The sequence below is a fragment of the Edaphobacter sp. 4G125 genome (assembly GCF_014274685.1).
GTDB lineage: Bacteria > Acidobacteriota > Terriglobia > Terriglobales > Acidobacteriaceae > Edaphobacter.
Genome location: NZ_CP060393.1, coordinates 3,359,613 through 3,382,782, shown reverse-complemented (window position 1 = coordinate 3,382,782; position 23,170 = coordinate 3,359,613). Strand labels below are relative to the sequence as shown.

19 protein-coding genes are annotated in these 23,170 nt (G+C 55.5%); 15 read left to right on the top strand and 4 right to left on the bottom strand.

Translation table 11 applies throughout. From position 1 onward, the window contains the following. Positions 1-6: 6 nt before the first annotated feature. From H7846_RS13980 to H7846_RS13955, 6 genes are all read left to right on the top strand, one after another. Complete coding sequence (locus tag H7846_RS13980; RefSeq protein WP_186692879.1) at positions 7-1,884, top strand: ABC transporter ATP-binding protein; 1,878 nt, start codon at positions 7-9, stop codon at positions 1,882-1,884. Then, entirely contained in the window at positions 1,881-2,786 is a 906-nt protein-coding gene (locus tag H7846_RS13975; protein WP_186692877.1) for a YicC/YloC family endoribonuclease, read from the top strand. Before H7846_RS13980 ends, H7846_RS13975 begins: the two co-directional genes overlap by 4 nt. A gap of 47 nt (positions 2,787-2,833) precedes the next feature. Beyond that, entirely contained in the window at positions 2,834-3,523 is a 690-nt protein-coding gene (gene gmk / locus H7846_RS13970; protein ID WP_186692875.1) for a guanylate kinase, read from the top strand. A gap of 53 nt (positions 3,524-3,576) precedes the next feature. Then, positions 3,577-3,777, top strand: a complete 201-nt coding sequence (gene rpoZ, locus H7846_RS13965) for a DNA-directed RNA polymerase subunit omega (protein WP_186692873.1) — start codon at positions 3,577-3,579, stop codon at positions 3,775-3,777. A gap of 31 nt (positions 3,778-3,808) precedes the next feature. Next, the gene (locus tag H7846_RS13960) at positions 3,809-4,702 is read left to right on the top strand and encodes a uracil-DNA glycosylase (protein WP_186692872.1); all 894 of its coding nucleotides are present in this window, start codon (positions 3,809-3,811) and stop codon (positions 4,700-4,702) included. 667 nt (positions 4,703-5,369) lie between these two features. Further along, positions 5,370-9,911 (top strand): choice-of-anchor D domain-containing protein, encoded by a 4,542-nt coding sequence (locus H7846_RS13955; RefSeq protein ID WP_186692870.1) that lies wholly within the window; start codon positions 5,370-5,372, stop codon positions 9,909-9,911. A gap of 23 nt (positions 9,912-9,934) precedes the next feature. Here the strand turns inward: H7846_RS13955 and H7846_RS13950 are convergent, their stop codons facing one another. After that, positions 9,935-10,636, bottom strand: coding sequence for a ribonuclease T2 family protein (locus H7846_RS13950; protein ID WP_186692868.1), 702 nt, complete (start codon positions 10,634-10,636; stop codon positions 9,935-9,937). A 180-nt stretch (positions 10,637-10,816) separates the two neighbouring features. Here H7846_RS13950 and H7846_RS13945 point away from each other — a divergent pair, with 180 nt between their 5' ends. Together H7846_RS13945 and priA are read left to right on the top strand one after the other, a co-directional pair. Continuing rightward, positions 10,817-11,341 carry a cupin domain-containing protein gene (locus H7846_RS13945; RefSeq protein ID WP_186692866.1) on the top strand — a complete coding sequence of 175 codons (525 nt, stop codon included), beginning with the start codon at positions 10,817-10,819 and terminating at the stop codon, positions 11,339-11,341. 112 nt (positions 11,342-11,453) lie between these two features. Then, positions 11,454-14,057, top strand: coding sequence for a replication restart helicase PriA (gene priA / locus H7846_RS13940; protein ID WP_186692864.1), 2,604 nt, complete (start codon positions 11,454-11,456; stop codon positions 14,055-14,057). Between the two features lie 108 nt (positions 14,058-14,165). On the opposite strand, the gene H7846_RS13935 is transcribed toward priA, so the two are convergent. Continuing rightward, positions 14,166-14,435 (bottom strand): HU family DNA-binding protein, encoded by a 270-nt coding sequence (locus H7846_RS13935; protein ID WP_022844174.1) that lies wholly within the window; start codon positions 14,433-14,435, stop codon positions 14,166-14,168. Positions 14,436-14,689: 254 nt separating this feature from the next. On the opposite strand from H7846_RS13935, the gene dcd reads away from it, so the two are divergent. The 7 genes from dcd (at position 14,690) to H7846_RS13900 (ending at position 20,933) form a co-directional block, all read left to right on the top strand. Next, positions 14,690-15,244 (top strand): dCTP deaminase, encoded by a 555-nt coding sequence (dcd, locus tag H7846_RS13930; RefSeq protein ID WP_186692862.1) that lies wholly within the window; start codon positions 14,690-14,692, stop codon positions 15,242-15,244. Positions 15,245-15,331: 87 nt separating this feature from the next. Continuing rightward, the gene (locus H7846_RS13925) at positions 15,332-15,976 is read left to right on the top strand and encodes a response regulator transcription factor (RefSeq protein WP_186692860.1); all 645 of its coding nucleotides are present in this window, start codon (positions 15,332-15,334) and stop codon (positions 15,974-15,976) included. Positions 15,977-16,252: 276 nt separating this feature from the next. Further along, the gene (locus tag H7846_RS13920; protein WP_186692858.1) at positions 16,253-16,954 is read left to right on the top strand and encodes a lipid-binding SYLF domain-containing protein; all 702 of its coding nucleotides are present in this window, start codon (positions 16,253-16,255) and stop codon (positions 16,952-16,954) included. Positions 16,955-17,054: 100 nt separating this feature from the next. Beyond that, entirely contained in the window at positions 17,055-17,987 is a 933-nt protein-coding gene (locus H7846_RS13915; protein WP_186692856.1) for a lysophospholipid acyltransferase family protein, read from the top strand. A gap of 1 nt (position 17,988) precedes the next feature. Next, positions 17,989-18,939 carry a UDP-3-O-(3-hydroxymyristoyl)glucosamine N-acyltransferase gene (gene lpxD / locus H7846_RS13910; RefSeq protein WP_186692854.1) on the top strand — a complete coding sequence of 317 codons (951 nt, stop codon included), beginning with the start codon at positions 17,989-17,991 and terminating at the stop codon, positions 18,937-18,939. A gap of 10 nt (positions 18,940-18,949) precedes the next feature. Then, complete coding sequence (locus H7846_RS13905) at positions 18,950-19,573, top strand: hypothetical protein (RefSeq protein ID WP_186692852.1); 624 nt, start codon at positions 18,950-18,952, stop codon at positions 19,571-19,573. Positions 19,574-19,727: 154 nt separating this feature from the next. Then, a complete protein-coding gene (locus H7846_RS13900; protein ID WP_186692850.1) occupies positions 19,728-20,933 on the top strand; it encodes a GGDEF domain-containing protein in 1,206 nt (401 codons plus the stop codon). Between the two features lie 8 nt (positions 20,934-20,941). Here H7846_RS13900 and bshB1 read toward each other — a convergent pair whose 3' ends face one another. Together bshB1 and H7846_RS13890 are read right to left on the bottom strand one after the other, a co-directional pair. After that, positions 20,942-21,658 (bottom strand): bacillithiol biosynthesis deacetylase BshB1, encoded by a 717-nt coding sequence (gene bshB1, locus H7846_RS13895; RefSeq protein ID WP_186692848.1) that lies wholly within the window; start codon positions 21,656-21,658, stop codon positions 20,942-20,944. Between the two features lie 15 nt (positions 21,659-21,673). Continuing rightward, a complete protein-coding gene (locus H7846_RS13890) occupies positions 21,674-23,137 on the bottom strand; it encodes a hypothetical protein (protein ID WP_186692846.1) in 1,464 nt (487 codons plus the stop codon). Between the last annotated feature and the right edge of the window lie 33 nt (positions 23,138-23,170).

Here is a 23,170-nt window from a genome sequence, read left to right as displayed (position 1 = left end):
GGCGATTTGAGACGTATCTGGAGATTGCTTCTCTATGTACGGCCTTATGCCTTGCACGTGGTGAGCTCTGTCATCCTGATGGCAACCGTAGGGGCGATGGCTGCTTTGCGCATTCTGCTGGTCAAGCCAATCTTCGACAATGTGCTGAGCCCGGACGCGCCGACACAAAACGTGTTGAAATTTCAGTTGCCGTATATCGGTCGCGAGTTGGATCTTCACTTCCTGGTTCCCAGTCACTTTCATAATGCGTGGACGGTGATTGCCTACGCCCTCATCGTGTCCGCTATTTTGAAGTCAGTCTGCGATTATTTTGGGACCTATTTGGTGAACTATGCCGGCTTTGGCATGATCACCGACTTGCGGAACGATCTCTACGATGCGGTGCTACGGCGTTCTGTGGCGTTTTTCCAGAAACATACGACAGGGACGCTTCTCTCCACGCTGATCAATGATATTGAGCGTGTGCAGTATGCGATGTCGAGCGTGCTCGGCGATTTCATGCAGCAGTTTTTTACCTTGCTATTTACCGCGGGGGTCGTCGTCGTCGTCGGTGGAAAGCTGGCGTGGGTCCTGCTTCTGTTTGTTCCTGTCGTGATCTCGTCGGCACGGCGAATTGGAAAAAGAGTTCGCCAGACAACAAGAAAAGGTCAGGACAAGCTGGCCGAGATTCAGAATATTCTGCACGAGACGATCACCGGAAACCGCATCGTGAAGGCGTTCGGCATGGAGCTGTGGGAGATGAACCGCTTCCGCAGGGCCGCGCGCAGGCTCTTCCGCGCCAACCTGAAGTCGGTCAGCGTGCAGGCAATCAGCTCGCCCTTGATGGATGCTATTGGTTCTATCGGAATCGCCCTGTTGCTTCTATTGGGCAGAGGCAGAATTCTCCATCACGAGATGACAGCAGGATCGTTCATCGCGTTCCTGGTTGCGGTGTTTACGCTCTACGATCCGGTCAGAAAGTTCGCTCTCTTCTATAACAGCTTCCAGCAGGCCCTGGGTGCAAGCGAAGACATCTTCAAATTTATGGACGCCCAGGACGATGTTCGCGAAAAGAAGCGTGCCTATGTTCTGAAGGGCTTTCACCAGGAGATCAAGTTCGAGCATGTCGGCTTCGGTTATGTCGATGAGGCCGGAGAGACCGCCCAGGTACTACACGACATCGATCTCGCGGTGAGGCCCGGTGAGGTGATCGCTTTCGTAGGTCCGAGCGGAGCAGGAAAATCATCCCTGGTGAATCTCATTCCTCGCTTCTTCGATGTGAATGAAGGCAGAATTACGATCGATGATCACGACCTTCGCGATGTAACGATTGCATCGTTGCGTCAGCAGATTGGGAAGGTCACGCAGGAGACAGTACTCTTCAACGATACCGTCCGAAACAACATCGCCTACGGGCAGCCTGACGTTCCGCTGAGCAAGGTGGAGGAGGCGGCGCGAATGGCGCTGGCGCACGACTTCATCATAAGGATGCCTGAAGGCTACAACACCAGGATTGGAGAAAAGGGGCTGCGGCTGAGCGGAGGAGAGCGACAAAGGCTCGCGATTGCACGCGCCATTTTGAAGAATGCTCCTATTCTGATTCTCGATGAGGCGACCAGCGCGCTGGATACGGAGAGCGAGCAGTTCGTGCAGGCTGCGTTGGCGAACCTTATGCAGGGCAGGACAGTATTCGTGATCGCTCATCGGCTCTCTACTGTTCGTCGAGCGAATAAAATTGCTGTTCTTGAGAACGGAAGAATTACCGAAACCGGCACCCATGATGAACTCATCCGGCGGTCGGGGACCTATCGCCGTCTCTATGACATGCAATTTGGAGAAGAAGGTCATATCGTAACCAATGGAGATATGCCGGTGCAGGTAGCGGAGCTGGAGGGGTTTGCTTGAGTCTGATCTATTCCATGACAGGTTTTGCAAGTGCTCGAAGCGTGGTGAACGATAACCTTAGCTTCTCGCTTGCGATGAAGAGCGTAAATCATCGCTTCCTCGATCTGCATCTGCGACTGCCTTCTTACTGTGATGCGCTAGAGATCCAGATGCGTCGATTTCTAAAGGAAAAGCTGAAGCGTGGTCATATTGAAGTCACTCTACAGATCGAGCGCAAGGCCAGCGCCCAGATCCAGTTGAACGAAGATCTTCTGGGGGCCTACGTCAGCGCCTTCGGCAAAGCTGCTGAACTCTATCGTTTGCCCAGTCAGCCAGATCTGAACTCCTTGCTTCGGATTCCAGGGGTGATGAGCGCAGAGAGTTCTCCAGGAGTAGAAGGAATTCCTGAACTCGACCAGGCGGTGATGGCGGCTCTGCCTGCACTCGTGGAGAAGCTGAACGAAGCCCGTGCTCAGGAAGGTGCAGTTCTGGTTTCGGAATTGCGTGCCTCCATGGGGCGTTTACAGGGATTTGCCGAGGAGATGGCCGGGCTGCGGAATGGAGTGCGTCAGGCCCAGTTCGATCGCTTGCGAATACGATTGGCGGAGCTGACGGAGGGCGTGTCTGTAAGTGAAGAGCGGTTGCTCTCCGAAGCGGCGGTCCTGGCGGAGAAGAGCGATATCGAAGAAGAGATTGTCCGTTTGCGGACGCACGTTGATCGCTTTCTTGCGATGCTGGACCAGGGCGGTGAACTGGGCAAACGAACGGATTTTCTTCTCCAGGAGTTGAATCGGGAGGCCAATACGATGCTTTCGAAGACCAGTGCGGCTTCGGGAGAGAACAGCCTTCGGATGACGGAGTTGGGACTCGAGATCAAGGCCGAGATCGAAAAGGCGCGCGAACAGGTGCAGAATCTGGAATAAGCTGCGATTACACTGACAGTATTCAACGAACTGAAACCAGGGAGCAGATGGCAGGAATTCTGTTTATTATCTCAGCGCCTTCCGGATCGGGAAAATCGACGCTGGTCAGCCAGCTTCGAACCCTGGTGGAAGGGCTGGAGTTTTCGATCTCTTACACGACACGGGCTCCTCGAGGTTCGGAGGAGAATGGGCGCGAGTACTACTTCACGACTCGGGAAGAGTTTGAGCGCATGATTGCAGCCGACGACTTCCTGGAGTGGGCGGAGGTCTTCGGCAACTACTATGGCACTGCAATCTCTGCACTTCGTCATGCCAAGGATCTGGGAAAAGACCTTCTGCTTGATATCGATGTGCAGGGCGCTCTGCAGGTGATGAAAAAGATGCCAAAGGCCGTTTCCATCTTCATTCTGCCCCCCAGCCCTCAGATTCTGGAGCAGCGGTTGAAGAATCGAAGCGCTGCCGAAAAAGTCACCGACGAGGCGATCATCCAGAAACGACTAGCCGCGGCCAAAGGCGAGATGACCAAGGTGTGGGAGTACAAGTATGCTCTGGTCAATGACGTTCTGGAAAATGCTGTAGCGGAGTTGCGAGCGATTGTGCTTTCCGAACGTGGCGAGCAGGAATTCGACGACTTGGCGAAGACATGCAGAACCGATACTGCTTCACCAAAGCTAAGCGCCGTTCTTGAGGCATTCGGAGATAAAGGCCAGATTTCCACCGTTAATGTTAATTTGTGATGTACATTTTCCCGGTCTGCGGTACATTCAAGACCAACGAGGGAGGCTTTCTCATGAACGAGAGTACATTGCACAACAAGTACAGCCTGGTTAAAGGCGCAGCCCGCAGAGCCCGTCAGTTGCAGTCCGGTGCGCCTCCGCTGATTGTGGCGAAATCTACCAAGGCGTGTCGCGTCGCGCAGGACGAGATCAAGCAGGGCTATGTCAAATACGTTCTGCCTCAGCGTCCAGGTACAGATCCCTCTTTACACTAATTTCCGCCCATCCACGCGATAGCATAGAACTATGGCAGGAGAAGCAGAGCAGCTACGCGCTTATCTCGAATATTTTCGTGATCTGGGCGTATACGACTTGTATCGCCGGGGTGAGCCGGTTTACGAGTTAGAGGTCTTCTCTGCTGCGCCGCAGCTCGCTGAAGTTGTTTCGGCGGAGCCATCTCGTGCGGTAGTCCAGAAGACTGAGCTGCCGCCTGCTGCCGAGACTGTTTCTAAACCAACCCCTCCTTCTATTTCTCTTAGAAGAGAGTTTTCGGAGCCTGAGATTTCCAAGCTGGTAAGTTTTGATAACCTTGCGCCTCTGCCTGAGGTGCGTCTGTCGCCCGCGGAGAAGCCTGCCGCGCTGGAGGCTATTCGAGAGGACATCGGAGATTGCACGCGTTGTCCCCTGGCGTATGCCGGGCGGCATAAGATTGTGTTTGCCGACGGCGATCCGAATGCTCGCCTGATGTTTGTGGGGGAAGGGCCAGGGGCCGACGAAGACATACAGGGGCTTCCGTTTGTCGGTAAGGCCGGACAGCTTTTGAACAACATGATTAACGCGATGGGACTGAAGCGCGAGCAGGTTTATATCGCCAACATCGTGAAGTGCAGACCGCCGGGGAATCGCGTTCCAGAGCCAGTGGAGGCGAATACCTGCACTCAGTTTCTGCTACGTCAGGTTGATATTGTGCAGCCCGAAGTGATCGTCGCCCTGGGATCAACGGCGGCGACCTACCTACTTGGGGCTAAACAGTCGCTCAGTGGGCTCCGTGGGCGATGGCACGGCTGCCGTGGAGCGAAGCTGGCAGTGACCTACCATCCGGCGTTTCTTCTCCGTGATCCACGACAGAAGGGTGAAGCATGGAAGGACCTTCAGATGGTGATGAAAGAGCTGGGGCTGAAGCCTCCTGCGAAGGGGTGACTTCTCCCCCCTATGTTTTTGACCCAAAGTATTCATACCGCGTAAGTTAGGTTCGGACTTCTATTCGCGGTAAGAGGACGCGTTGCGGGAGATGCGATGCCTAGAGTCCCTGGGTCTCTCCAGATCCTTCTTTTTATTTTACTGGATTCCAGATGTGAAAACTGCACCGATCGCGTTTTCAAATGTGTCCATATCTAGTTTACTTTCTTTTGTTTACGCCGAAAGTAAGAAAAAGGCGGGCTTGACAAGGCCATTTTTAATCTTCGGGCAGGATCTTGATTGTGATATGTAGTTATTCGTTGATAAAGATGAATTTTTTTGCAGCATTGATGCCTTTTAAAACTGCCTGGACGTAGAACGTATGTAATTCAAGACTCCCAGAAAAAACACAAGGTTGGGTTTCGTGATGCGTTGGGCTAATGGGCTTTTGAGAGCGTGTGCTCTGTTTGCGGTAGTGTGTGTTCTGACTACTTGTTTCGGGTGCAGTGGATCGAATGGACAGAGTTCTTCACAGACTCCGCCTACGCAACCGCCGTCGAATAATCCACCTCCAACAAACCCGCCGCCAAGTAATCCTCCGCCCTCCAATCCACCACCGAGCAATCCGCCTCCCACAAATCCTCCACCTGCGGTGAAGTATGGGCTGGTACAAGGGGGAGCGACGCCTGTGAGTGGAGCGTCGATTCAGATGTATGCCGTAGGGACGACGGGTGATGGATCAGCGGCTACGCCGCTTTTTGCCACACCACTGACGACAGATGCATCGGGCAAGTTCGACTATGCGGGAGCGTATACGTGTCCTACCGCCGATGCATTGGTATACATGGTGGCGACCGGAGGAGATCCGGGAACGGGGATGATTAATCCTCAGATCAGCATGATGGTGGCGCTGGGACCGTGCGGTAGCCTTACGCCGACAACGAACGTGACCATCAATGAAGTAACGACGGTGGCAGCGGTGTGGTCGCTGGCGCCTTATATGCAGAGCGCGACAGCCATTGGGGCCGGCAGCAATGATGTCACCGCACTTACGGCGTCATTCAAGATGGCGAATCAGTTGGTCAATACAGCAACTGGGACGACACCAGGCGCAACTGCTCCCAGCGACGCCACGCTTCCGACTGCGCAGATCAATACGTTGGCCGATATTCTTGCGAGCTGTATCGAGTCCAATGGAGGAATTGCCGGGGATGGTTCGTCGTGCGGTACGCTCTTTCAGGCGACGGCTCCTGCGGGTGGTATCGCTCCGAATGACGTTCTGAGCGCGGCGCTTCTGTTGGCGAACAATCCTTCGCAGAGTGTTGGACAGCTCTTTGGTTTAATACAGTCTTCGGCTCCCTTTCAACCGGTTTTAACCACGGCTCCAGCGAGCTTCACGCTGCCAACGACCTTTCCCTCGGGGCTGGCGGTTTCGCCTGCGGCTGTCTCCTTTCCTGCTACGTATGTGAATTCCAGCAACACAACGGTCCTGACTTTAACCAATAACGGAACGTCCGCAGTTCAGATCTCTGAGCCGATTCTGGCGGGATCGAATGCGACGGAGTTCAGCGTGATGAACACGGTAAGCTTGCCCTGCAGCACTACGACACCACTGGCAGTGGGAGCGACTTGCACGATGTCAGTGACGTTTTCACCGGCCAGCGCTGGGCAGAAGAGCGCGGACCTGCAGATTGTGAGCGATGCTCCGAATGCCTTGATTCACGTTGCACTGAGCGGTCAAGGTCAGGTATCCACTCCGGGTGCGCTTAGCTTTACGCTTACGCCGGACTCCCTGACGTTCGAGGAGATTGGAACGCCGCAGACGATTACGGTGACGAATACCGGCAGTGAGGCGTTCAATCTGGTGATTACGCCAGGCTATCTATCCGTGTCCGGATCTCCAGATAGTAGCGGTTGGGCTGAGAGCGACAACTGCACTCAAGCTCCGATTGCTCCAGCAGCGAGCTGCACGATTACAGTTCAGATCTACACCATTAACATTGGCTCCATCCCGATTCCCGATTTTCTGACTGTCGAGGCTCATGCGGGAACAGATGTTGTGGAGCAAATGGTGGGGGTCACCAAAGGGACTCCGGGCGGGGTTCAGTTCGATGGCAGACCGCTTGATTTTGGGGCGTGGCCGATTGGAGGTTATCCGAGCCTTCCTCAGACCGTAACGTTGAGTTCGCCACAAAATATACAAATTGTTGGAACGCTATCGGGAGCGAATCCGCAGGACTTCAATGTGGATTGCACCTCTGTGGTAGGGCAGTGCAAAGTGATATTTACTCCAACGGCTCTAGGATCGCGTATAGCAACGCTACAGACGCAGTATGGAGATATTGCTTTATCGGGAAGTGGCCAGCCAGCGGGGCCTGCGATCAGCATCACACCTACAACCCCGTATTACCCGGTGCGGATTGGAGCTAGTGCAGAGGTCGGGTTAATAGTTGTTAATAATGGAACGGAACCGGTAACGCCTACGCTGTCGCTGATTCCTCCGACGAATACGAGTGTCTTCAGCATTGATTCACAGTATCCCTGCGCAAGTACGTTACAGCCTGGTGGGTCTTGCCAGACGTATGTCAAATTTGCTCCGACACAGGTTGGTGTGCAATCAGCATCGCTCCAGGCTAAGGATACGGTCCGAGGGGCAGTCGCTGTGAAAAGCTATACGCAAACAGCGCTGTCTCATCTTGAATTATTGCAGTTTTCCGTCAATCCACTCGATATAGGCACCGTAGAGTTGAATGGTTCCAGTTCAAGCGTCATTTACTTGTCGCAAGATACTTTCAGTGCAGCTGCACCTACAGGAGGAAATGCAAATGGCGATTTTTCAGCTATCTTCCAAAGCTGCGGACCAGGAGAAAGCGGCTGTGCGATCCGGGTTAAGTTCACGCCCTCGGCATTAGGACTGAGAACAACCTCATTTGTGATTACGGATGAGACCACGCACGAAACCGGGACATTGTGGGTACAGGGAACGGGAGGCCAGATCATTCTGGATGCGTCTCCTACGTATCTCTCGTTCCCCGAAACCGCAGTTGGCACGACCTCTTCCGCTCAGTCTGTCACAATCAAAAATAATGGAAGCGCTTCGAGCTATTCCTCCTCGTCCCTATCGATTACGGGGCCAGATGCCGCAGCGTTTGTGATAAGCGGCGGTCCCTCTGCCAATATCAGACCGGGGCAGAGTGGTACCTTCTCTGTGCAATTTCGCCCGATTGTTCAAGGCACTGCGAGTGCAGCGTTGCAGATTTCGCAGGGGAACACAACCCTAATGGTTCCCTTGAGCGGAACTGCGACGCCTTCGACAAGCCCTTCCGGATTTACGGTGTCGTCTTCATCTATGTCGTTTTCCGAGGTGGTTGGCTTCTCCACTGATCCTCAGGGACTGACTATCACGAACAGTGGAACGGATGCGCAAAATATCACGATACAAATTCTGGATGAGAACGGCATCCCTCTTGTGTATCTGGGAGATTTTGTGATGGAGAATAACCAGCGATGCCTTGCGTTGCAGGGCGGCGCGAGTTGCCGGATCGACGTCTACTTCTCGCCACAACAGGTCGGTTTACACAAAGGAGCTTTAGAGGTGATAAGCCAGCCTTCGGGACGTACGATGACGGTTCCCTTGACTGGCACAGGAGTGGCACCTTCAGGTGGGCCGCTGGTGTTGTCCCCTGCCGGAGGGCTCTTTATTGGAGAGATCGGTATTCCGCAAACTGTGACACTGACGAACTCCGGCAGCTCTCCGGCGACGATCCGGTCGATCAATTATGAAGCAGGGAATTGCCCGGATGTATTACAAGGGCAGGCGAGTTGCACGATCTCGGTGGATGGAAGCAAGGGAGACGTCATGGTATATGCCACCTCGTCTTCGACGCCGTATACGCTGCCGGTCTCAGTTCCATCTTCTCCCTCGGATGGCAGCAGCTTCCAATATGGCCCAGTAGCCTTTGGAGCTGTTGCGGTTGGGAGTACCGGATCGAGCACGGTGGTCTCGTATGGTGGAAGCTACTACGATCCGCCGATTCCATTTCAAATCTCGGGTATTAGCGGGCCGAATGCCAGTGAGTTCTCTTACATAGAGAATTGCTATACGCCGCCGGGTGGATCGTGCGGTGTCGCGTTGACGTTTGCGCCACAAGGAACCGGTTTACGCACGGCTATGCTTGAGACCGAGTTTGGAGCGGTGCCGATGTATGGCATAGGCGGAGACGGTGGTGATGGCGCGGATTTTACTCTTACCCAGAGCAACTTTCTCTCCAGCATTGTTCCGGGATACGCGGGGCTGGTCACTGTTGCAAATACCGGAACGGCCCCACTGCTAATTCAACGCCAAGTGAACACGGGGAACTACGGGATAAAGCTGTTGCCTTCGCGCGGGTGCGCGAGCACGCCGATCTGGGGTCCAATTGCTATTGGAGGTTCGCTTGGATATCAGGGCTACAGCATTCCGGTCGGAGGTTCGTGTAGGTTGCAGATCACGTTTGATGTAGACCAGAGTACGGGTGCGAAGAACGAGCAGTTTACGCTGGTCGATTTGATTTCGGGTATTTCGAAGAGCATCCCTTTGAATGGGAATGCTGGCGCTGGTGTGAGCGCACCCACGGCTTCGCAGTCGACGATCAATGTTGGTAATGTGCCGGTCGGAACGAGTACTACGGCTCAGATAGTGACGGTGAATGCTCCGAATGGACATCCGGTAACCGCGACGGTTACGGCCTCTAATGGGGAGACGTATGTTTTCGATCCGGGCAATTGCGTTTCGCAGACTCCATGCCAGATGAGCCTCAAGGTGACTCCAGCAAATACTGGCAGGTTTTATACAAGTGTGAATGTGGTCGATTCTGTTACTGGAAAATCTGCTCAATGGGGGATTCTGGGAATAGGGGGGATGCCGGTTCCGACGTTTTCCCCCGCATCCATCAATTTCGGAACGGAAGCACTGTATCAAACATCGGCTGCGCAATCGTTCACGATTACGAACATAGGAGAAGCCGATTTGGCTATCTCGAGCTTTACGATGTCGAGTTCATCGGCTACTCCTGCCGATTTCAGCGTGAACGCAGGGACATGTGTGGGGACGCCAATCCCTGTTGGAGGGAGATGTACGGCGACGGTTACATTCGGGCCGAATGCTACAGGCGCTCGTAGTGCAACTCTGGGCGTGGTTAGCAATGGTGGAACCACGTTCGGGATACAGCTAAGTGGAACGGGGCAATAAGGAGTTGAAGCGCATCCCTCGGTCTATTGCGGTGGAGGGATGCGGACGGTGTTAGCACGGCAGGAGCGGATAGGGCCGCAGGCGATGGGGTGGAGTGATTTATCCAAGCAGACCTCGACTGCGGTGAGATAGTTGTTGCCGCAGGAGAGCGCGAGGTTCTGACGGGTGAGTGACGGATTGGTCTGAGTGACCAAGGAGAGGATCTGGTCCGGCGGCAGCGAGATTTGATGATCGAGCTGCGCAAGTGTGGGTGGAATTGCGACGGAATGGAATGCTGTGCGGGCTGTCGCGAAGTAGGTGTCGGGGGCGAGACCAGAGCAGGTGCCGTGGGTCTTCCACTCGTGCTGGAGGAGACCGGCGTCGGGGTAGATATCGGAATATTGGGTTGGATCAGCGGGGCCGGGAGTATTTCCGCAGTTCTGCGGGTAGGTGCCGTCGATGTTCTGCGGCCAGAGTCCGTGAAGGACGAAGGTGGAGTGCTGGGCGCACTGGATGTCCGAAGGGTGACTGTGGCAGTACTCCGGCGACCAGGAGAGGTTGAGGAGGTAGTAATCGAAGTTCTGCGGCGAGGCCGCGGTGGTTTGGGCCGCGGCCTGCGAGGAGTGGGCGAAGGGCCTTGGCTCAGGCACGGGCGCAGGGCGCGGGTTGCAGCCGGAGAGCGTGGGAAGAAGGGCGAGGAGAAGGAATCGCTTCTTCATGGTGGGAGAAGGATACAGGAGAGGCATGTCGTATGACGTTAGGAGGAGCAATAATGCCTTTGGTGTTTGTGGCGAGGAGATGAAATGCGGGGATTTCTCGCCTCGTCTACGGCTCGCTCGAAATGACACTTCTGGGAGCGCGAGCTTTTGCTCCGGAAGATAGATGAGAGTGGCCGAAAGTGTGTGAGATATGGTTCACTTTGGAGCATGGCTCATAAACAGACTCGCCGCAATTTTCTGCTGACGGCTCCAATTGCCGCAGCGGTCGCCTCTCCTTTTGCCGATACGATGCTACGTGCTTCGACTGGAGGCTCCGCGATGGGGCAGGCAGCCGAGGGCAGCAAGATTAAGGTGTTTACCGCAGCGGAGATGGCGGGCGAGCTGAAGGCAGTGCAGGCAAATCATGGCACGAAGAACCTGCTGACTTCGCCGGGCACGCTGATGATTCTCAACGAGGAAACGGATAAGGCAGCCAAGGAGTTTGAGTGGCACGCGACACGCGACCACGTCTTCCAGGTGCTGGATGGTGAGACAAAGTATGAGTTGGGCGGAACGCCGAAGGGAACGCACGAGGTGAAGCCGGGCGAGTGGCTGGCCCCGGAGAGCGAGGGCGCGGTGGCGGTGATTCTGAAGAAGGGCGATTATCTGTTTGTGCCGCGGATGACTCCGCATAAGAGGACAACGGAAGGCAGTGTAAGTCTGCTGCTGATCTCTTCGCAGACTCCGGCGTAGAGAATGTTGGTAGCGCGTTTTAGTGAGAAGCGGCCCACTGAATCAGTGGGCCACTTCTGTTTTGGTGCGGGAGTATTTATCGCCGGATGGGTCTCCAATTATTCTGAATGAAGTGTCTTATTACGTCGATGTCGCGCTGCCGGTTCCACTCGACCGGTTGTTTACTTATGCCGTGAACGGAGTTGTGCCGGTCGTCGGGGCGCGGGTGCTGGTCCCGTTCAGCGGGCAGAGGTTGATGGGCGTCGTGATGCGCGTTTACGGTGAGACGCCTGCGGACGACTTCGAGATTAAGCCGGTGCAGCAGGTGCTGGATGATGTTGGACTTCTACCCAATGAGTTGATGGAGTTGGCGCGGTGGATTGCGCAATATTATGTGGCTCCGCTGGGTGAGGTATTGCGGGGGATGCTTCCGCTAGGAGCGGAGGTGAAGCGACAGTTTGTTTACAGCATCACGGATGTGGGACGGAAGATTCTGTATGAAGGCGCGGAGAAGGGGGCTTCGCGGCGGTCAAAGTTGTCTCCAGAGGAGCAGAACCGCGAGTATGCGGTGCTGAATTACCTAGAGAGCGGCGAGGCGGCGAAGATGTCGGCGCTACGCTCGGCGACGGGAGCGAATAAAGCTTTGCTGGAGGGGATGGTCCGGAAGAAGTGGCTGGTGCGCGAGACTGTGGCGGAGGAACGGGATGCACGACGGCTGGTGAAGGTGGCGGTGCTGGTAGGGCATGAACTGGAGGCTGTGGAGGAAAACCGCAGATCCTTCGACTCCGCGCCGACGCGCTCCGCTCAAGATGACACGTCTTTGTCCGATCCAGATCGGATTGCAAGCACCGGAGGGAAGCGGCTGCCGAAGTTGAATGAGAATCAGCTTGCGGTGATGGCGGAACTGGCTGCCGTAGGCGGACGAATGCACGTTCGCGACTTGAAAGAGACGGTTGGACGCAAAGGCGTGCCGGAGACGACATTGGCTACGCTGGTGAAGCGCGGATTGGTGCGGGTGGAGGAGGTCCAGGAAGATTTCCATTTTGGTGGAGTAGCGACGCATGGCAAGAAGCATGCACATGAACATGCTCTGAACGAAGCTCAAATGGAAGCTCTGAGCGCGATTGCCGCGGCGATGACGCAGGGAGGTTTCAAGCCGCATCTGCTGTATGGGGTGACTGGATCGGGTAAGACGGCGGTCTACTTTGCCGCGATGCGGAGAGCGTTGGATGCAGGGAAGAGCGCGTTGCTGATGGTTCCGGAGATTGGACTGACTCCGGCAATGACTGGACAACTGGTGGCAGCGTTCGGAGATGACGTGGCGCTGCTGCACTCGCAGTTGACGCCGGATGAACGTGCGGAGCAGTGGCACAGGATTCGTCGAGGCGAGGCTCGTGTTGTTGTAGGCACGCGGTCGGCTGTCTTTGCTCCGTTGAAAGATCTCGGACTGATTATTGTGGACGAGGAGCACGACGGCAGCTACAAGCAGGAGGAGACGCCGCGATACAACGGACGCGATGTAGCGGTGATGCGAGCGAAGTTGAACGATGCCGTGGTGGTGTTGGGATCGGCGACGCCTTCGCTGGAGAGCTGGGCCAATGCCGAGAAGGGTCGGTATGCGCGGGTGGAGATGCGGCAGCGAGTCGCGGATCGTCCACTGCCTGCGGTGGAGCTTGTGGACATGCGGAATGAGTTCCGTGAGACGGGCCAAGAGCAGATCTTCTCGCGCAGGTTAATTGAAGAGACGGAAGCGACACTGGCTCGCGGGGAGCAGGGGATCATTCTGCTGAACCGGCGCGGTTATTCGTTTGTGGTGATGTGCCGAAGCTGCGGCGAGAAGATCGAGTGCGAGAACTGCGCGATCTCGATGACGTATCACAAGCCGGTGAGTGGAAACGACGCCATCGCACAGCCGGGGCAACGGTTGGAGTGTCACTACTGTGGATTCCGGCGCGGTGTCCCAAAGAAATGTCCGAAGTGCGAGAGCGAGCACCTGTATTTTCTGGGCGCTGGATCGCAGCAAGGGGAGGAGCGTCTACAGGAGATTTTTCCCCATGCACGGATCGGAAGGATGGACCGTGACACAGTTCGTGGCCGCAGCGATATGGAGCGGCTACTAAGTCGTCTACACGCGGGCGAAATCAACCTGCTGGTCGGGACGCAGATGATTGCCAAGGGGCACGATATTCATGGTGTAACGCTGGTGGGAGTCGTTGGCGCAGACTTCGCTCTGGGGCTACCCGACTTTCGCGCGGCAGAGAGGGTGTTCCAACTGCTGACCCAGGTATCGGGTAGGGCTGGGCGCGGTGAGCTTCCGGGTAAGGTGCTGGTGCAGACGTATCATCCGGACCACTACGCGGTGAAATTCGCGGCAGAGCATGATTATCCGGGGTTTGTCGCCAAGGAGATGCAGTACAGGCGATGGATGCACTATCCACCGTATGGGGTCCTGGCGAACGTGGTTGTACAGAGCGAGCGGCAGGAAGAGGCGACAGGCTGGTCGGCGGAGCTGGGACGGTGGTTCCAGCAGACGAAGCTAGAAAAGGTGAGGGTGTTGGGGCCGGCAGCGGCTCCGATCTCGCGGCTAAAAAGGATTTACCGATATCACTTTGTGATGAAGGGAGAGCAGAGGCAGGCTTTAGGAGCGACCTTGCGTGCGATGCTGGACTTTACTGCATCACGAGAGATCCCCAGGAAGAACCTGGTGGTGGATGTGGACGCTCTTCACTTGATGTGAGGTAGTTTGAGGCACACACAAACGCGCTCGCAAACGTGGTTGCGAATGCGAGGCGCTTTTCAAGCTGGACTCTTTCGGTGCGCAGGATTGCCAGAGTCTCAGGCAGAGCTAGTTCAGCAGATGTAGCTCTTTACCGGGCTTGAAACGCACAGCCTTGCCGGGAGCAATGGTGACCTCGGCGCCGGTTCGCGGATTGCGGCCGATGCCCGTCTTTCGCGGTTTGACGGTGAACACGCCAAAGCCACGAAGTTCGATGCGATCGCCAGCGACCAGCGTCTGCTTCATGCTCTCGAAGATAGCGTCTACTGCCGCTTCTGCCTTGGTACGTGGCAGACCGGTACGCTCAACAACCCGTTGTATTAGATCCTGTTTTATCATTCTGGGCCGCCCGTCCTTTTAGACTCTAGAGTTTAGAAAATAAACCTTAAAGTACTGACCTGGTTAGTACCGTGATAGTAGAAACTCAGGGGGCGGTTGTCAATGTCAACTTGCTACCGTAAGATGAAGAATCTAATGACGCAATCGGTACCTGCGGCAGGATGGGGCCTGTTTTTGCCGCAAACGGGTCGAGCCGCGTACATTGTATAGACAAACATTCTTGAGACCTCTCCAAAGAAGGGAAATATTGCCGAGTGGCCATTAAAAGCGACCGTTGGATTCGCCAGCAGGCGACGGAAAACGGAATGATCACGCCGTTCAGTGAAAAGCAGGTTCGTGAGGGGGTCATCTCTTACGGTTTGTCGTCGTACGGATATGACCTGCGCGTCTCCGACGAGTTCAAGATTTTTACGAATGTAAACAGCGCTATCATCGATCCCAAGGCCTTTGATGAGCGGTCGTTTGTGACAGTGGTCGCCGACAGCGTCATCGTTCCGCCCAACTCGTTTGCTCTGGCGCGGTCCATTGAGTACTTTAAGATTCCACGGGATGTCCTGACGATCTGTGTGGGTAAATCCACCTATGCGCGCTGCGGCATCATTGTGAATGTCACTCCCTTTGAGCCGGAATGGGAGGGATATGTGACACTCGAGATTTCGAACACAACGCCTCTTCCTGCGCGGGTGTATGCCAACGAAGGGCTGTGTCAGATTCTGTTCTTCCAGTCCGATGAGTTCTGCGAGGTGAGCTATGCAGACCGCAAGGGCAAGTATCAGAAGCAGCAAGGGATTGTTCTTCCAAAGCTATAGCTGTACCAGGGCCACTGCGATGCATATCGCGACGGGTGACTGAAAGTCCTGCACCCTAGACTCGATTTCCTGAAGCCGTTTGAGGCCATGACAGAAACGATGAAAGAGGAGCCGTATCGGATTGGCCTGATTGCGACCGATCCGCTGCGAGTATTGGGGTTACAGACGATCATCTCCGAGGGGAGCGGAGCGGAGGTGATCTCGGTTGCCGATCCCGGAGCGCTGGATGCATCAGGCGTTTCGATGATCATGATCGATGCCGCCTGCACGGATCATTTATTCGAGTTGTTGGAGGGCTTCCGCAGATCGCGTCCGCACCTGCGCCTTGTGGTGATCGGACTTCGAGAGGACCACGACCACATCCAGAAGGTGATTGGCGCGGGAGCGAAGGGGTACCTGACCCATATGGCTCGCGAGAACGAGATACAGCTCGCGATTGAGATTGTACGGGACGGATCGGTATGGGCTCCGCGGAAGGTCCTGGCGCGCTTACTGGAGGCTTCTTCGTCAGAGAGACAGGGCTCCCCTCCGATCCCGAAGTTTACCGAGAGGGAGACGCAGGTGCTGCAGCTTCTGGTTGCGGGAAGACCGAACCGGGAGATCGCAGATGCTCTTGGGATCGATGCGGCTACGGTAAAGGCTCATGTTGGAAGATTAATGAGAAAAATGGGAGTCGATAACCGTATTGCGCTTAGCGTACAGGCGGTGAATCGTAACCTGGTTTCAAAGTAACCGTTCCAGCCACGTGGTTTACGCGGAGGTCTATAGACCTCCGTACCCTTGTAGATACCCAGGCCATCAGGCAATCTCTTTCTAAGCAACACAGACCTGGGAGAGGGGTTGTAGAGAGCGTGCCTGGTAAATCCAGGCACTTGTCTACAACCCCCATTTTTTAGTTGTGGGGATAGATAATTTAAATTCCAGGACAACGTTGTTCAGGCGTTGGACCATCACAACGTATTGCAAATCAACAAGAAGGAAAGAAGGTTGACGAGAATGGAAGGATGGATGAAACGCTTGTCTGTGGTTGCGTGTGGAGCGGCATTGGGACTGAGTTCTACGATGGCGTCCGCAGCCTCCGATAAGGCGAAGTTGGTGGAGCGTTTGCAGGATGCGCAGGGTGTGGTTACGCAGATTATGGCGACTCCGGATAAAGGGATTCCTTCGAGTATTCTGTCGGGAGCGACCTGCCTGGCGGTGATTCCCAGCTTTAAGAAAGCGGCTTTTGTCGTGGGTGCGCAGTACGGTCAGGGAGTTGCGACCTGCCGTACATCACGCGGATGGAGCGCTCCGGTGTTTGTCCAACTGGCAGGAGGAAGCTTTGGATTTCAGATCGGCGGGCAGGCTACGGACCTGATCATTGTTGCGATGAATCAGCAGGGCCTGCAAGACATGCTGAAGAACAAATTCAAGATCGGTGCGGATGCCGCGGCTTCGGCTGGACCGGTAGGGCGGAATGCTCAGGCTGGGACGGACTGGAAGATGAACGCGGAGCTGTTGACCTATTCACGCAGCAAGGGGCTGTTTGCCGGTATTGATCTGGATGGAACAGTGTTGTCTCAGAATCAGGACGACACGCGGGTGATGTATGGTAACGCAATTCCATTCGAGACAATCCTCAAGGGAAATCAGGTGACTCCTGAAGAGGCCCGTCCTTTTGTGCGCACTGTTGCGAAGTATTTCGTCGAAGCGAGACAGGAAAACAAGTAACAACGTTTTGTTGAACCAAAGAAGGCGGCCTTCGGGCCGCCTTTTCCTTGCCACCCTAAAAAGCGAGAGCTACGTTTAGACTGAAGGCTTGAACGACACGATGGAAAGAGAGCCGGCTCCGGGCGGGGTGACTGCCAGGGAAAGAGCGGAGTACGTTGCCGTACGGGCCATGGTCGGCCTGTTGGGAGTGCTCCCAAGGGGGCTTGCTCGATCTGTCGGAGGAGCGATAGGAGAGTTGGCGTTTCATGGACTCTCACGGCTCCGACGCGTGGGAATACGAAATCTGGAACTTGCATTCCCAGCGATGGATGGAAACCATCGTGAGGCTGTGCTGAAAGAGGTTTATCGCAATCTGGGTTATCTTTTGGCGGAGTTCTGCCTGATGCCGAGCTATACAGCAGAACAGGCGAGTAAATTTATTCGCTACGCAGGGTTAGAGAACTATCTTCGCGCACGAGAGAAAGGGAAGGGCGTTCTGGTCCTGACCGGCCACCTGGGCGCGTGGGAGCTCTCCAGCTTCTATCACTCGCTGATGGGATATCCCATGGGGATGGTCATCCGTCGGCTCGACAATCCGTTGGTTGATCAGTTTGTGAATCGCATCCGATGTCGGCACGGGAACCGCGTGATCCATAAGGACGATTTTGCGCGGGGCTTGATCGCATCGATGCGCGCGGGCGAGACGGTAGGGATTCTGATGGATACGAATATGACTCCTCCCCAGGGAGTCTTTGTGCCGTTCTTTGGTGTTCCTGCGTGCACGGCGAGTGGGATGGCTCGTGTTGCTGCAAAAACGGGAGCAGCAGTGGTTCCAGGATTTCTATTGTGGGAGAAGACAGAACAACGGTACGTGCTGCATTTCGGTGAAGAGGTCCCGGTTGTGTGCACGGGCGATGCCGAAGCGGACGCGGACGCCAACACGGCGGCATTTACTGCAGTGATCGAGTCCTACGTGCGGCGGTATCCTGAGCAGTGGCTGTGGATGCATCGCCGCTGGAAGACACGGCCTGCGGGCGAAGAGGGGATCTACTGAGATGGCAAAGGCAGTCGAAGTTGCGGCGTGGGTGGGATGTTTGGAGAGCGATCTTCCTGCTACCGATGCTGAGATTCTCCGCGTGTCGGGAGTAGAGGATGCAGGAAGAGATGCGGTTGTCTTTGCGGTTGACCAGGAGGCGCTTAAGTTTGCGCTCGCTTCAAAGGCCGGGTTGATCCTGGCCAATACGAAACTGAAGAGTCCAGACGCTGAAGTGGAAGACGGACGTATCGTCTGGGTCGAGGATGCTCGCTATAGCTTCTCTGTGGTGGCGAGCAGGTTAGCGAAGAGGATTGGGGCCGGGGTTCATCCTACAGCCATCGTGGGACAGGATGTAGCAATTGGGCAGGAGACATCGATTGGCCCCGGAGTTGTTCTGGGCGATGGGGTGAGGATTGGTCAAGGATGCAGGATCGATGCGCGGGTGACGATCTATCCGGGGGTGGTAATCGGGGATGAGGTGACGGTGCAAGCGGGGGCGGTACTGGGTGGCGCAGGATTTGGATATGCGCGCAGCCCGGAGACAGGAGAGTACGTGTTATTCCCGCAGCAGGGGCGACTCGTAATTGAAGATACGGTAGAGATTGGGGCAAACACCACGATCGATCGCGGCGCGCTGGGCGAGACGCGGATCGGCTACGGAACGAAGATCGACAATCTGGTCCATATCGGTCATAACTGCGTAATTGGAAGAAATGTCGTGATTGCGGCACAGACGGGAATCTCAGGATCGAGTGTGGTGGAAGACGGAGCGATTCTGGGCGGTCAGGTGGGCATCGGTGAACATGCGACGGTCGGTGAAGGGGTGATCCTTGGTGGCGGCGCCGGTGTGCTGAGCGGGAAGAAGATGCATGGCAAAGGAGAGGTCTTCTGGGGAAGGCCAGCGCGTCCTTTGAAGGAGTATCTGCGCGACCTGGCGCGGCTAAAACGCGGTGGTGGAGAGCGGTCGTAGGGAGGAAGAAATGGCCATTGTGGTGGTGGGTGGACACTCCCGAAATATCGGTAAAACGAGCGTTGTTGCGGGCATTATCCAGGCTCTGCCCGAGATGCGATGGACCGCGTTTAAGGTGACCCAGTTTGGGCATGGCCTGTGTTCCGCTAATGGCGAACCGTGCGATTGCGAAACTGCCGAACATACGGTTGCGATTACGGAAGAAAGAGATGCCGGGAGCGGAACAGACTCGTCGCGGTATCTAGCCGCAGGAGCCATCCGGTCGTTATGGGTGAGAACGAGAGTGGGAGACCTGGTCGAGGCAATGCCTCGCATCAGGAAAGAGATCGAACGGGCGGAGAATGTCATCTTCGAATCGAACAGTATTCTTCGTTTTCTTCGTCCCGATCTTTACCTTAGTGTCCTTGCTCCCACGGTTACGGACTTCAAGGATTCGGCGCGGCTTTATCTGGACCGGGCGGATGCCGTTCTTGTTCTAGAGGGCGTGTTGAAACAGCCAGAGTGGAAAGGAATCTCACTTCGACTGCTGGAAAGAACTCCAGTACTGCCGATGTCACTTCCCGATTACATGAGTGATGAGATTGTAGAGTTCATCCGACAGCGTCTATCGAACCTTACAACAAAAAAATATTAAAAAAGTTCGAACAAAAATATTTTAAAAAGAAAGATACAGTTGTCGCGTTTCAAGTTTATGCTTCTGCATCTGGCAGTACGAGAAGATCGGTTGCCCTTTCAAACACGCAGAGCGGGTCAGGAATTCGGGCTAAGTCTTCGATGGGACGGGCGCGATGGATACGACACTGATTCTCGCGAATGCTCTGATCTTTGCTTTAAGCGCTGGCCTTATGTTGATCAGTTCCCGGTCTGCGGGCGGAATTCGCGGAGCGGTATGGTTTGCAGGCTCTAATCTTAGCCGTGGGGCCGCCATGCTGATCATCGGCGCCAACTTGCCCAACCTGGGAAGAGTCCGTTATCCCCAACCGATTGCCGGAGTGCTGGTCATGACCGGCGTCCTGATGCTGCACCAGAGTTTTGCAGAGCTGCTGGAGCGCAAGGCGATCCTACTCCGAGTGCAGTGCGGTCTTGTTGCTGCCATCACCGTAGCTCTCGTCTACTTTTCGCTTTTTCCATCGCGATCGTCTGTACCAATTGCCGCGCTGCATGTCGTCGAGGGACTTCTTTATCTGCTTGTGGCCGTGCTGGTCTTCCGCTTTTCCGGGAAAGAGACGGCCCCGGTGGGATGGTTTACGGCCCTTGCCCTGGCGATCTATGGCCTGATTCTGTTTCTGAAAGCGGCATCGGACGGGGATCATCGCAGTGCGGCAGCAATGGCTGCCCTGATGCTGATGGCGTGCTTGGTGACGACAGTCGTCACCGCGTTCGGATTTCTTTCTCTTTCCACTACCAAGTTGCGGCTGGAGCTTTTGTGGAGGGCACAGGTTGACGATCTGACGGGATTGTTGAATCGATGGGCGTTGAAGCGAATGGCCCTGCGCGAAATTCAGCGCTGTCGCCGAGCGGAGCATTGTCTGTCTCTAATCACGATGGATCTCGATGGATTGAAGACCATCAACGATGCCCAGGGGCACAGCTGCGGAGACGTTGTCCTGCAGGCAGTCTCTGGTGTGTTGCAGGAGACCGTGCGGGCCAACGATTCGATCGCGCGAATTGGTGGGGATGAGTTTTGCGTGCTGCTACCTGATACATGCCAGGAAGAGGCCGTCCTGGTGGCTGAGAGATTGCGGGAGGAGATTGACGGCCTCGTTATCCGTTACCGCGGCGTGAACGTGCAGACAGGCGCGAGCCTGGGAGTGTCCTCTTCGGTGATTTCAGGGTTGGATTGGCAGAGGCTGGCGGACGATAGCGATGCTGCCTTGTACCAGGCAAAACGTGAGGGAAGGAATAGGGTGGTCCTGGCCAGATCTGAGGAGATTACTGGTGGAGAGCCGCGACAATGGGACGAAAGTCGGTTACGAGTCTCGAGGATCAGCTAGTCAGTTCTTCAGATGGACTGAACGGGAAGCGTCATTAGGTCGTTCACCAGGCCGACCTCTTTTTGGACGAAGGGCTCGGCATAACGAACTCCCGCGAGAAGCCCATAGTGGCGTGCCGTTGCAAAGGTCCGCTCGCGGATGTCTTCTTCCGGGACGAAGAGCTTTTCGCCAGCGGATTGGTTGGAGTACTGGGAGCGATAGGCGAGCAGCGATTGGAACCTCTGTTCGGCAAAAAGAGTGATGTCGACCACGAACGATGGACGCACATCGGCGTAGAGCGAGGCATAGAGAATTTTATAGGGCCGATGCGGATCGTCTGTGCTTCCGGGAATCTGGAGTTTGCTGAGGCCGCTCTGAAAGCATGCCTCATAACCCAGGGTAGCTGTGGTGTAGTGGTCCGGGTGGCGGCCTTGCCAGTAAGGCAGAATCACGACTCGCGGTTTAAGGCGCCGAATGACTTCGGCGATCTTGATGCGGTTCGGCTGGGTGTTCTCGACATTGCCATCTGAAAGATCGAGCGCCTCACGATGCGCGACATTCAGGATACGAGCTGCTGCCTCTGCTTCTGCCCGACGCTCTTCCGCTGTTCCACGAGTTCCCGCTTCGCCCTGCGTCAGATCGAGAATGCCGGTCTTCCATCCTTGCGCATGCATGGCAAGAAGCGTGCCGCCACAGGTCTGCTCTACATCATCCCGGTGAGCGGCAATGGCAAGAATGTCGACCATAAAAGGGACAAGTCCCTAGTTCGCGTCGTTCGTCTGAGCGTCCATAAAGGCTACGTCGAGAGCGGTTCCCTGAACGGTGATCTGCGAGTTATCGATCTCCGATCCGTCGGCCGTATTGAAGGCATGAATCTGGCCGCCGTACGCGGTGTACATCTTATTCTTTCCTTGCACCCAGCAGAGGCCCGTGAGATCGCCGTAGTAGTACTGGTTCTCATTGGCATTCGGATAGGGAACTTTGGAGTTAGGATCCGCAGGGTTGACGTTTGGAACGACGCTGGCTGATTTGGCACTAATGTCGTAGCGTGTTAGGCAGTTGTAGTTTTGCTGGAGCTTGGCACGCTCTCCGGTAGCGCAACCCTGGGAGCCAATCCAAAGCGTGTTGTTATCCCCGAAAAGCATCTTGGTGTGATAGCCGTCAGAGATCGAATACGTGCCGGTGATGGTATTCGAGCTCAAGTCCATTGTGGAAAGAACGCCTGCGAAGAGACCGTCAGGTTGAAGTTGTTGTCCTGCGATATATAGTGTGGTTCCGTTGGCAAGAACAACAGTTGCTCCTCCTGGAACGGCGACGCTCCCGGTGACTGGCGAAGGATAGGGCGTCGAAGTCGGATAGTTATCGACGCGCAGGGAACCCTGGGGCATCATCGTGAGGCTCGATGTATTGCCGCCGCACTCCTGGCCACAGTTGAGAACATAGGCTGTCGTGCCATCCAGCGAGAAATAGGCTCCCACGGGGCGATCCAGACTGGGTTTGGTAGCACTATCCGGAACTGGGACGACGCACCAGACCGGAACAGCCAGTGGCTGGCAATCGGTAGCTCCAGGCACCGCAGGCTGATTTTGATTGAGCTTCAACAGTCGATAGAGGGTGTTTGAGTTCCGTACCATGGCGAGCACAACGGAGTCGCCCTGGTTGACGGCTACGCGATACACATTCGGCAGGTTCAAATAATAGGTCTGTCCGTTGGTGTTATCAACGACGGTGAGGATTCCGAGGGACGAGCTGGCCGCATAGACGTGTTTGAAGTTGATCGGGATGGCAATGGAGTCAGATTTGGACGGCAATTTGACGGGGGTTCCGCTGACCGCTTCTTTTCCATAATCAACCGGGGCCAGGCTTCCATCGGAGTTGGAGTAAACATATCCAAGCACCTGCTCCGGGAAGTTGAAGATCATATTCGGATAGCCGCCGGAATACCCCGAGATGCTGTAGGTCGAGTTCGGATCGAAAATGCTGTGGCGGATATCGCGCTGCGCGTCGAGGATTTGCAGAGATCCCTGTGCACCATTCAGCGTCAGGCCGACGAGGACGCGCGTTGACAGTTTGCTTGGAGGAACCGGCCGGTTGGCGTAGGTGTACTCCGGAAACTTGTAGTAACGGACGCCGCAAGAGCTCAGGCCCAGGGTAACGACGGCGATCAGAAGGCCACAGAAAATCTGGGCGCAGAACGAATGGGTAAAAGGACTTCTATTCTTCAACGGTGAAAGACTCCGAACTGCGCTGCAAGCGTG

Coding starts and splice junctions, on each gene's coding strand:
- H7846_RS13905 (WP_186692852.1), top strand. CDS start 18,950: ATGGCCATTGTGGTGGTGGGTGGACACTCCCGAAATATCGGTAAAACG.
- H7846_RS13935 (WP_022844174.1), bottom strand. CDS start 14,435: ATGATAAAACAGGATCTAATACAACGGGTTGTTGAGCGTACCGGTCTG.
- gmk (WP_186692875.1), top strand. CDS start 2,834: ATGGCAGGAATTCTGTTTATTATCTCAGCGCCTTCCGGATCGGGAAAA.
- H7846_RS13925 (WP_186692860.1), top strand. CDS start 15,332: ATGACAGAAACGATGAAAGAGGAGCCGTATCGGATTGGCCTGATTGCG.
- H7846_RS13900 (WP_186692850.1), top strand. CDS start 19,728: ATGGATACGACACTGATTCTCGCGAATGCTCTGATCTTTGCTTTAAGC.
- H7846_RS13920 (WP_186692858.1), top strand. CDS start 16,253: ATGAAACGCTTGTCTGTGGTTGCGTGTGGAGCGGCATTGGGACTGAGT.
- H7846_RS13960 (WP_186692872.1), top strand. CDS start 3,809: ATGGCAGGAGAAGCAGAGCAGCTACGCGCTTATCTCGAATATTTTCGT.
- H7846_RS13915 (WP_186692856.1), top strand. CDS start 17,055: ATGGAAAGAGAGCCGGCTCCGGGCGGGGTGACTGCCAGGGAAAGAGCG.
- lpxD (WP_186692854.1), top strand. CDS start 17,989: ATGGCAAAGGCAGTCGAAGTTGCGGCGTGGGTGGGATGTTTGGAGAGC.
- H7846_RS13945 (WP_186692866.1), top strand. CDS start 10,817: ATGGCTCATAAACAGACTCGCCGCAATTTTCTGCTGACGGCTCCAATT.
- rpoZ (WP_186692873.1), top strand. CDS start 3,577: ATGAACGAGAGTACATTGCACAACAAGTACAGCCTGGTTAAAGGCGCA.
- bshB1 (WP_186692848.1), bottom strand. CDS start 21,658: ATGGTCGACATTCTTGCCATTGCCGCTCACCGGGATGATGTAGAGCAG.
- H7846_RS13950 (WP_186692868.1), bottom strand. CDS start 10,636: ATGCCTCTCCTGTATCCTTCTCCCACCATGAAGAAGCGATTCCTTCTC.